We start from the raw sequence: 306 nt of genomic DNA, 5'->3' as shown, positions 1-306 counted from the left end.
GTCGTGGAGACCGGGGACCGGACGAGCACCGTCGCGACGCCGGTCGGACCGGTGTTGCTGCCCAGTGCGTTGCCGTTGGGGTCGGCGGCCGCATTGGCCATACGGCCTGAGCACCTCGTGCTGGGCACGACTTCGGGTGGCACGAAGCTCGGCAAGGCGGACGTGAGCGACGTCGTCTTCCAGGGCAGTTTCAAGCGCATGCTTGCGACGTCCGTCGAAGAACCCTCCTTGCAGTTCATCGCCAAGCTGCCCGCTACCGCCACTGTCCGGCCGGGCGACACGGTGGCGATTTCGTGCGATACCGAC

1 protein-coding gene is annotated in these 306 nt (G+C 67.3%); it reads left to right on the top strand.

What is annotated here, in order from left to right:
• Nucleotides 1-3 precede the first annotated feature (3 nt).
• The coding region (locus EN852_RS42950; RefSeq protein WP_348643552.1) for a TOBE domain-containing protein at nt 4-306 on the top strand (303 nt) is incomplete at its 3' end.

This window comes from Mesorhizobium sp. M2E.F.Ca.ET.209.01.1.1, assembly GCF_004010375.2.
GTDB lineage: Bacteria > Pseudomonadota > Alphaproteobacteria > Rhizobiales > Rhizobiaceae > Mesorhizobium.
This window is presented reverse-complemented; position numbering and strand designations above follow the sequence as displayed.